The organism is Acetoanaerobium pronyense (assembly GCF_017874355.1).
GTDB classification, from domain to species: domain Bacteria; phylum Bacillota; class Clostridia; order Peptostreptococcales; family Filifactoraceae; genus Acetoanaerobium; species Acetoanaerobium pronyense.
The window spans coordinates 1-8,787 of record NZ_JAGGLI010000055.1; the positions used below are offsets into that span (position 1 = coordinate 1).

Annotated in this window: 8 protein-coding genes; 6 read left to right on the top strand and 2 right to left on the bottom strand. The window is 32.7% G+C overall.

The window, feature by feature from the left end:
- Nucleotides 1-145: 145 nt before the first annotated feature.
- Entirely contained in the window at nucleotides 146-1,348 is a 1,203-nt protein-coding gene (locus tag J2Z35_RS14135) for an ATP-binding protein (protein ID WP_209662051.1), read from the bottom strand.
- A 303-nt stretch (nucleotides 1,349-1,651) separates the two neighbouring features.
- Between J2Z35_RS14135 and J2Z35_RS14140 the strand changes: the two genes are divergently transcribed.
- Nucleotides 1,652-1,936: a hypothetical protein gene (locus J2Z35_RS14140; protein WP_209662052.1), complete on the top strand. Its 285-nt coding sequence runs from the start codon at nucleotides 1,652-1,654 to the stop codon at nucleotides 1,934-1,936.
- A gap of 77 nt (nucleotides 1,937-2,013) precedes the next feature.
- Nucleotides 2,014-3,087 (top strand): M24 family metallopeptidase, encoded by a 1,074-nt coding sequence (locus tag J2Z35_RS14145; protein ID WP_209662053.1) that lies wholly within the window; start codon nucleotides 2,014-2,016, stop codon nucleotides 3,085-3,087.
- 105 nt (nucleotides 3,088-3,192) lie between these two features.
- Here the strand turns inward: J2Z35_RS14145 and J2Z35_RS14150 are convergent, their stop codons facing one another.
- On the bottom strand, nucleotides 3,193-4,245 hold the full coding sequence (locus J2Z35_RS14150) for a C39 family peptidase (RefSeq protein WP_209662054.1): 1,053 nt from the start codon (nucleotides 4,243-4,245) through the stop codon (nucleotides 3,193-3,195).
- A 141-nt stretch (nucleotides 4,246-4,386) separates the two neighbouring features.
- On the opposite strand from J2Z35_RS14150, the gene J2Z35_RS14155 reads away from it, so the two are divergent.
- From J2Z35_RS14155 to J2Z35_RS14170, 4 genes are all read left to right on the top strand, one after another.
- Nucleotides 4,387-4,959, top strand: a complete 573-nt coding sequence (locus J2Z35_RS14155) for a HutD family protein (RefSeq protein WP_209662055.1) — start codon at nucleotides 4,387-4,389, stop codon at nucleotides 4,957-4,959.
- Between the two features lie 244 nt (nucleotides 4,960-5,203).
- Nucleotides 5,204-6,463, top strand: coding sequence for an RNA-guided endonuclease InsQ/TnpB family protein (locus J2Z35_RS14160; protein WP_209662056.1), 1,260 nt, complete (start codon nucleotides 5,204-5,206; stop codon nucleotides 6,461-6,463).
- Nucleotides 6,464-6,708: 245 nt separating this feature from the next.
- The gene (locus tag J2Z35_RS14165) at nucleotides 6,709-7,746 is read left to right on the top strand and encodes a threonine aldolase family protein (protein WP_209662057.1); all 1,038 of its coding nucleotides are present in this window, start codon (nucleotides 6,709-6,711) and stop codon (nucleotides 7,744-7,746) included.
- A gap of 70 nt (nucleotides 7,747-7,816) precedes the next feature.
- Nucleotides 7,817-8,671 (top strand): DUF368 domain-containing protein, encoded by an 855-nt coding sequence (locus J2Z35_RS14170; RefSeq protein ID WP_209662058.1) that lies wholly within the window; start codon nucleotides 7,817-7,819, stop codon nucleotides 8,669-8,671.
- Nucleotides 8,672-8,787 lie beyond the last annotated feature (116 nt).

The window sequence follows — 8,787 nt, forward strand, 5'->3', positions numbered from 1 at the left end:
TTCAAATTATTAGGTGTAAAATGGAATTTAAAGAAATCTTGTTAACATTTTAGAGGGGAAAAGGACCACTTTTTCACTGGTCCCGGACGTATCTATTGTCCCAAAAAAAGAGAGCCATTGGGACGATAGATACGTCCCCGTGGCTCTACTGCATCAAAAAATCTATTATATTTTTCACTTTTATACCAGAGTAGTCATTAAAAACTGTTTGATCCATAGTCAAAATATACTTGGGATAATTGTCAGAAATAGATTTTAGGGGTCTAAGTTCTCTTTCTCTTGTTTTGTCATCCATGATTGTAGCGCAGACTTGATAGTAGATTTTTTCACTTGGCTTTGTGGCTACAAAGTCTACTTCTAGTGTACCGATTTTTCCTATTGATATATCATACCCTCGCCTTAGAAGTTCAAGATAAACTATATTTTCAAGAACATGACCATAATCTGTGTTTCTAAGGCCTGTAAGCTTATTTCTAATTCCCATATCTACAATATAGTATTTTTCAAGTGTTTTTAAAAACATCTTACCCTTTAGGTCATAACGATTTGCTTTATAAATTATGAAGGCATTTTCAAGCATTTTAAGATAATTGTCAATAGTATCACTTGTGGTTTTTCTACCGCTACTTGTTAGATAATCACTAATTTTTTTAGTGGAGACTATACTTCCAATATTTGCAGCAATAAATTTAAGAAGACTCTCTAAAAGTGCGGCATCTCTAACTTCATTTCTTTCAATAACATCTTTCATGATTACAGTATTGTAGATTCCTTCTAGAAAAGGGCCAATAGTATCTTTATTGTCTAATAGTTCAACTACTGTAGGAAGTCCACCATATTCGAGATATTGGTTAAATTTTTCTTGAATAGTACTTTCTTTATCTGATTCTATGAAATTTAAATGTTCTTTAAAAGATAATGGTTGCATTTTTATTTCAACATATCTACCAGAGAGCAGTGTAGAGAGCTCGGAAGATAGTAAATAGGCATTTGAACCAGTTAGATAGATATCTACATTAGCATCTACAAGGAATGAATTAATCACCTTTTCCCAAGATGATACTTGCTGGACTTCATCAAGAAGAATATAATATTTCTTGTTTTTATCTATAATTTTACTATTAATGTAAGAGTAGAGCTCTTTATAGCTAACAATTTCATCAAAATCAAAAGACTCAAAATTCATACGTATAATTTGATTTTTTTTAATTCCTGATTCAATTAAGTGATTTTCAAACAGTGAAAGTAATGTGGACTTTCCAGATCTTCTTAAACCTGTTATTACTTTAATTAAAGATTTGTTTTTGAATTTTATTAGCTGGGAAAGATAAATATCTCGATTTTTCATAAAACCACCCCTTTATTAAAATATACCCTAATAAAAATTAATTATCAATAGTTTTTAAATTATACTCTAAAAACTTTATGACGAGGGGACGTATCTAATGTCCCACCCTCAACTATATAATAAATTGTATAGTTTAATTTAGTCTAAACATGACTCGACAAATTTTTTAGCTGAAAAGTCAAAGGAAAATAGGATTTTAGTAGTTATAGATGAGTTCCCTTACATGGTAAATGGTAATACTTCAATTATGGAAAATAAGTAGTTCAAGATAAAACTCTAGTGGGACGGATGGTGAATGAGAAGATGAAACAGATAAATATTGAATTTCTACTCAATATGACAAAAGACTATTTAGATGGAAAAATTGATAATATAACTTATGGATTGGATTTTCCCTATGAAGTAGAAACAAGATATAATAAAATTATTAAAGAAGATAAGGAAATGGCAGAAATTATTTTTGACTGTTTGGTTGAAGACGCAGCCAGCTTATATGATGTTTTATCTGAAGAAAAATTTAGGTCAAAGATAGACAAAGAGTACAATTATATTATGAGCATTTATACGGGGGACTTTGATATCATTTGATTTACCTAAAGAAAACAGGATAGTCACATACGATGAAGGTGCGTATCTAATGTCCCATATCAATTGAGGAGGATAACATGAAATCAAATAGACTAGAAAAAGTAATAAATCTTATGAAAAAAGAAAATCTTGAGCAGATGATTATCTCAGATTCTGCATCTATTTTTTATCTTACTGGAAAATGGATACATCCAGGAGAAAGGATGCTAGCTCTATATTTGAATGCTAAAGGCAAAAATAAGCTTTTTGTAAATAAATTATTTCCTATAAATGAAGATTTGGGGCTGGAAATAGTATATTTTGATGACACAGATGATGAGATTAAAATCCTAGCTGATAATATAGAAAAGGATAAGTCTCTGGGAATTGATAAGATCTGGCCATCTAGATTTTTAATTGGGCTTATGAATTTAAATGCTGCTAGCTCATATGTAAATTCGTCACTTATTGTGGATAGGGTGAGAATGATAAAAGATGAGGAAGAAAAAGAACTTATGAGAAGGGCTTCAAAGCTCAACGATATGGCTATGGAAAAATTAAAAGAGGAAGTATCTAAAGGATATTCTGAAAAGGAGCTTAGTGATGTCCTTAGGGGAATATATAAAGAGATTGAGGCAGACGGGTTTTCATTTTCGCCAATAATAGCATTTGGAGCAAATGGGGCTAATCCTCATCACAGTAATACTGATAAAGTAGCGCAGATAGGGGATAGCATAATCCTTGATATTGGGTGCGTCAAAGATTCATATTGCTCAGATATGACAAGAACAGTGTTTTTGAAAGAGGCTAGCGAAAAATCTAAAGAGGTATTTGATATAGTTCTTGAGGCGAACAAAAGAGCTATAAATGAAGTGAAACCAGGGGCTAGATTTTGTGATATAGATAAGGCAGCAAGGGATTATATAGAATCAAAGGGATACGGAGAGTATTTTACTCACAGGACAGGTCACTCTATTGGAATAGAAGTACATGACCATGGGGACGTATCGGCTGTAAATGAGGATGTATTAGAGGCAGGCATGATATTTTCAATAGAACCAGGAATATACTTGCCAGGGGAAATAGGGGTAAGAATAGAAGACCTTGTACTTGTGACTGAGGACGGGTGTGAAGTCTTAAACAGGGCAAATAAAGAGATGTGCATAATTTAATGACGCGGGGACGTATCTATGACGCGGGGACGTATCTAGTGTCCCAAATATCTGACGCGGGGACGTATCTAGTGTCCCAAATAGAAAAAGGGAGCCAGTGGGACACTAGATACGTCCCCGTGGCTCTTTTTCCCCGTGGCTCTTTTCTAAAATATTGATTAGCCTCTTTACATCATTTTCTTCGAAATACTGCTTTTCATCTAGAGTTATTCTATCTCCAGCTATGGAGTCTACTTTTGTGTTTCCAATATATAGAGTGTTATTTATAAAGTTTAGTACGAGGCTAGATGTTTCTGATTTAATCAGAGCATTTCTATTTTCGTTTACATAGATAAAGTCATGATTAATTTCTTCCTTTAATATTTCTTGAATGTCAAAATAATTTTTGTCTTCAAAGGTAACTCCTAAGTAGGAGTGATTCCCAAAGGTTTTTTCAACAAATGAGTCTTCATTAAAATCTTCTACAGATTCAGGTGCTTTGTATAAGGCAGGCAATGAGCCTATTGCAACTGCCCATTTTCTCTCGTCATATATTGGTTTTAGTTTTGCCTCATCAATCCAGTAAAAATATTCACTTCTTGGATTACTTTTATTATATGGATCTGCAACATAAAACTTTTTAGTTGATTCATCATAACCTGCAAGAAGGATGACATGGTTGTTTCTAAGGAGCCACTGATTTTCACCTTCTATATTAAACTGCCTGTAATATGGTTTATTCCACCACATTGTAGCATATATAACTACTGGATTATCATTAAGAAGCTCTTCTTTAATCATATCTAGCTCAGAGCCAGATATATCTCTAGCGATATCCAGCATATAGGTATTTGCATAGTCTGTAAGTGGTTTTGGATATATTGTTGTCCTTATTTTTTCGCTTGGAACATATGGTGAGCCTGCAAAACCTTTTGCTGGGTTAGTATCTGTCTTGGGCATATAATCTAAAAAATCTTTTAGATTAATATCCTGAGCAGCTCCTTTATACTTCATTCCCATAAGTAGTGATGTAGCTTCGCAGCCAACCACTGCTCTAATTGGATATAGCTGAGAAATATAAGGCACATCCATCTTGTGATATCTAGGTTCGTTTTCCTTGGCAAAACTTAAACTTGTTGCTAAAAAAATAATTAAAAATAATAAGGGCAACTTTTTCATATTTTCAATCTCCCCTGAGTTTGTATTTTACTGTGATTATACCCAATTTAAATAGATGTAGTTTATATATTTTAGAGTATAATATATTTAGGAAATACCTCAGTAGATGCTTTTATTTCAAATAGATAAGGGTGAAGGGCTATGAAAGAATTTATTTTTAAAAAAGAGGACTTTAAAGTTACAAAATGGGCTGGTGGAGAGACTACTCAGCTTGCAATATATCCCTATGATGCGGATTTTTCTGAAAGAAATTTTTTGTGGAGAGTTTCATCGGCTACATTTACGTCTACTAGCTCAGAGTTTTCTAATTTTAATGGTTTTCAAAGATATATTCTTCCTCTAAAGGGTAAGCTTAACTTATACCACGAAAAGCTTTATGAAAGAAAATTATCAGAGTTTGAGGCAGAATATTTTGATGGTGGATGGAAGACTGTATCAGAAAATACACTAGATTGCATGGATTATAATTTTATTGTAAAAAATGGAAGCAATGCAAAACTTCAAATAATAGGTCAAGAGGGATATATTTTAAAGCCGTCACATATAGTTACTATGTTTTCTTTGGATGAGTTGGAAATAGAGATAGAGGGCTTTGATGAGATTAGGAAGGTAGATGGATTTTCGTTATTTGTAATTGAAAATGATAAAGAGAGAAAAGCAAAAATAACAAAGGCAACTTCTCCAGTTATAGTTACGGAGTTTGAGCTAAGGTAAACTACGGAGATGAGTATATGGAAAATAAAAAAAGAAATATATTAATTTGGACGCTGGTATTAATATGGATGGGAGTTATAATATATTTTTCTTCTATTCAGTTTGTGTGAGAGGACTCCCACTTCTAAAGTGGGAGGTGAATCACATTTCCTTTAAATACATACTTGTTTAAAAGATTTTTTCATGAGTAATTATTATTGTACAATATAAAGAGAAAATACTTTTAAGAAAGGAGGATTTTAAGATGTCTAAAGCAAAAACTAAAGATAGTTTATTTGGAGTTCAAAAGCAACAAATTAAACACCTATCAAAAGAAGAATACCTTGCACTTAAAGAGCTTTGCTTCTTATCTAAAAACATGTACAATGTAGCTCTTTATTCAGTTAGGCAATATTTTTTTACTGAAAAAAAGTATTTAAAATACAATAAAAACTATCATCTTTGCAAGGATAATGAAAACTTTAAGCTGCTAAATAGCAACTCTGCTCAGCAAATAATGAAGGTTGTTGATAGAAACTTTAAATCCTTCTTTTCACTACTTAATCTAGCTCATAAAGGAAAATATCAATACCAAGCTGTAAAAATACCTAAATATCTTCCAAAAGACAGTTATTTTAATCTTATTTTTGGAGAATTCAATGCTTCATCAGAAACTTTTAAAGTTCCAATGAGTCCAGAGTTTAGAAAAACTTATGGCAAAGTAGAAATAAGGCTTCCATCAAATTTAAATGGTAAAAAAATTAAAGAAATAAGAATACTTCCAAAACAAAATGCAAGGTTTTTTGAAGCTCAGTATATTTATGAATTAGAAGAGCCTCAAATTAATTTAAACAAAAAAAATATACTTGCTATTGATATTGGAGTAAATAACTTATGTACTTGTACTACAAGCAGTTCTGATTCCTTTATTATTGATGGTAAGAAACTAAAATCAATAAATCAGTGGGCTAATAAGGAAAATTCTAGGCTTCAAAGTATTAAGGACAAGCAAAAAATAAAAGGGACAACTAAAAAGCAAAGAAAACTATGGGATAAGCGAAATAACAGGGTTAATGACTACATTAATAAAAGCGTAAGGATAATCATTAACTACTGCCTTAAGAACGATATAGGAACCATTTTAGTAGGATATAATCCTACAATCCAAAAGAACATTAATCTAGGGACTAAAAACAATCAAAACTTTGTAAATATTCCAATAGGCAAAATAAGGGGAAAACTTGAGTATCAGTGTATAAGAGAAGGAATTTCTCTAATGCAGCAAGAGGAGAGCTATACATCAGTAGCAGACTTCTTTGCAAAGGATGATATCCCAACATATAAGGTAGGAGATAAGAAAAAGTATGTATTTAGTGGTAAAAGAATAAGTAGAGGTCAGTATAAATCAGCTACTGGACTTATTCTTAATGCTGATGTAAATGGTTCATTAAATATAATGAGGAAAAGCTTTAAGGATATAGATATTTTAAATGTAAAACAACCTCAAAGAATAAAAGTAGCCTGATAGCATAGCTTACAGGGTAGGGCGACTTGGACACGCCTAAAAGAATAAGGGTAAAAAACCAAACTTCTTTACAAAATAAAGAATCCCTTACTTCTTAAGTGGGGGAGGGTTCAAGTATGCATTAAGAAAAAACGGACAAAGAGGAATCAAAGGAGTTATAAAGGCGTTGTTATGGATGTATTTTTAGATAGGAAAGAATATAATATAAAAAATGATTAAAATGGTAGACGAGGAAGGTGGATTTTGTGGAAAAAGTTATTGATTTACGATCTGATACAGTCACTCAGCCTACAAAAGAGATGAGAGAAGCGATGTATAATGCTGAGGTTGGAGATGACATCATGGGAGAAGACCCAACTGTAAAAAAGCTTGAGAAGATGTCGGCTGAGATTCTTGGAACGGAAGATGCTCTATTTTTAACATCAGGATCTTTGGCTAATCAGGTAGCTATAATGGCCTTTACAAATAGGGGAGAAGAGGTAATTGTTGGAGATACTTCTCATATATACAACCTTGAGGTAGCTGCTATGGCTGCGATTTCTCAGGTTCAGCCAAGAACTACAAAGCTTGTAAATGGCCTATACAATATAGAAGAGCTGGAAGGTCTTATTCAAGAAGAGGGAATACAAAAAGCTAAAACATCATTAATATGCATAGAAAATACAAACAATCTCAATGCTGGAATTGTAGTTCCAATTGAGAATATAAATGAGGTTTGTGCTTTAGGTAAAAAACACAACATTCCAGTATATATGGATGGAGCTAGGATTTTTAATGCGGCTACGGCGTTAGATGTAGATGTAAGGGATATTGTAGAAAATGTCGATGCAGTAATGTTTGCACTAAGTAAAGGATTAAGTGCGCCTTTTGGGGCAATACTAGCTGGCTCTAAGCCTTTTATTGAAAAATCCAGATGGATTAAGCAACGCCTTGGAGGAGGATTTAGGCAAGCGGGATTTATGGCAGCACCAGGAATAATTGCTCTAAATTCTATGAGATCAAGGCTTCATATAGATCATGCAAATGCTCAGATACTAGGTAAGGGATTAAATGAAATAAGTGGAATAGATATAAATTTAAATAATGTCCAGACAAATATTGTACTTGGCTCAATAAAGGATTTGAATTTTACAATTGATGAGTTTTTAGAGAGGCTTTTAGCGTATAATATTAAGGCGAAAAGAATTTCAAGTCATGAGTTTAGAATGGTAACTCACTATGGGATTGAGGAAGATGACATAAAATATGTAATTGATTGCATAGGAAATATAGTTAAGAACTAGAGAGGAGTGGGACGCTAGATACGTCCCCGCGGCTCTTTTTAGAATTTATTTAGGGATAAGGGGATATATTGTGGAAAAAACAATGAGACAAGCTATGGCGGTTAGTAAAAATCAAATGTTATTATTTGCAAAAGGGATCATATTGGGAATAGGGGTTATAATACCCGGAATTAGCGGCGGGACTATTATGATGGCCTTTGGAATGTATGAAAATATGTTGGATGATTTATTAAAGTTTTATATAAAGCCATATATAGCTATGGGTTTTGGAGGAGCTTTTGGAGTGCTGGGCGGGAGCTTCATCATTTCTTATTTGTTTGAGTTTCATAGAAATCCTACATCTGCCTTCATATTAGGATGTCTGCTGATGTCTATTCCCTTTATTTTAAAAAGGAGTAAGGGCTACTCAAAGAAAGAAGTCTCATTATTTGCAATTGGGGGTATTTTATCTTTTGCTCTTATGGAGATGCCAACTCTTATCCATGGCAGTAGTCTAACGGCATTTCATATATTTATAGCTGGATTTATATCTAGTAGTGCAATGATGATTCCTGGGGTTTCTGGTAGTGCAGTGCTAATTATTTTAGGTATTTATGAAAATATACTTGTTCTTATAAATGAATTTCAATTAGCTCAGCTATCTATTTTTGTACTTGGAGCAGTATTCGGGATAATTATTTTAGCTAAGGTTCTTAAAATTCTTTTTACAGCTCATGGAAATCAAATACTTTTTTTCTTTGCTGGTTTGATTTTAGGGTCCTCAAAGATGCTTTTTCCAAGTAATTTTGACTTTATATCTATACTAACTTTTGCACTAGGGATTTGGGTAGTTTATAGATGGGGAAATTTCAAGTACAAAAAGAATAGTCCTTTTCTTGGAAGGACATATAAGTCGATTAAAAGTAGTTTGGGAAAATTGTTTTAGGGAGAGTGGGACAATAGATACGTCCGGGACCAGTGAAAAAGTCTCCAAAAAACCCCCTAATTAAATACAATTTTTAAATTACAAAAAGACAAAAAAACTTTACAACCTTTGAATTA

Bases quoted from the DNA above. Each gene is read 5' to 3' on its own strand.
- J2Z35_RS14160 (WP_209662056.1), top strand. From the start codon at position 5,204: ATGTCTAAAGCAAAAACTAAAGATAGTTTATTTGGAGTTCAAAAGCAA.
- J2Z35_RS14145 (WP_209662053.1), top strand. From the start codon at position 2,014: ATGAAATCAAATAGACTAGAAAAAGTAATAAATCTTATGAAAAAAGAA.
- J2Z35_RS14155 (WP_209662055.1), top strand. From the start codon at position 4,387: ATGAAAGAATTTATTTTTAAAAAAGAGGACTTTAAAGTTACAAAATGG.
- J2Z35_RS14135 (WP_209662051.1), bottom strand. From the start codon at position 1,348: ATGAAAAATCGAGATATTTATCTTTCCCAGCTAATAAAATTCAAAAAC.
- J2Z35_RS14140 (WP_209662052.1), top strand. From the start codon at position 1,652: ATGAAACAGATAAATATTGAATTTCTACTCAATATGACAAAAGACTAT.
- J2Z35_RS14150 (WP_209662054.1), bottom strand. From the start codon at position 4,245: ATGAAAAAGTTGCCCTTATTATTTTTAATTATTTTTTTAGCAACAAGT.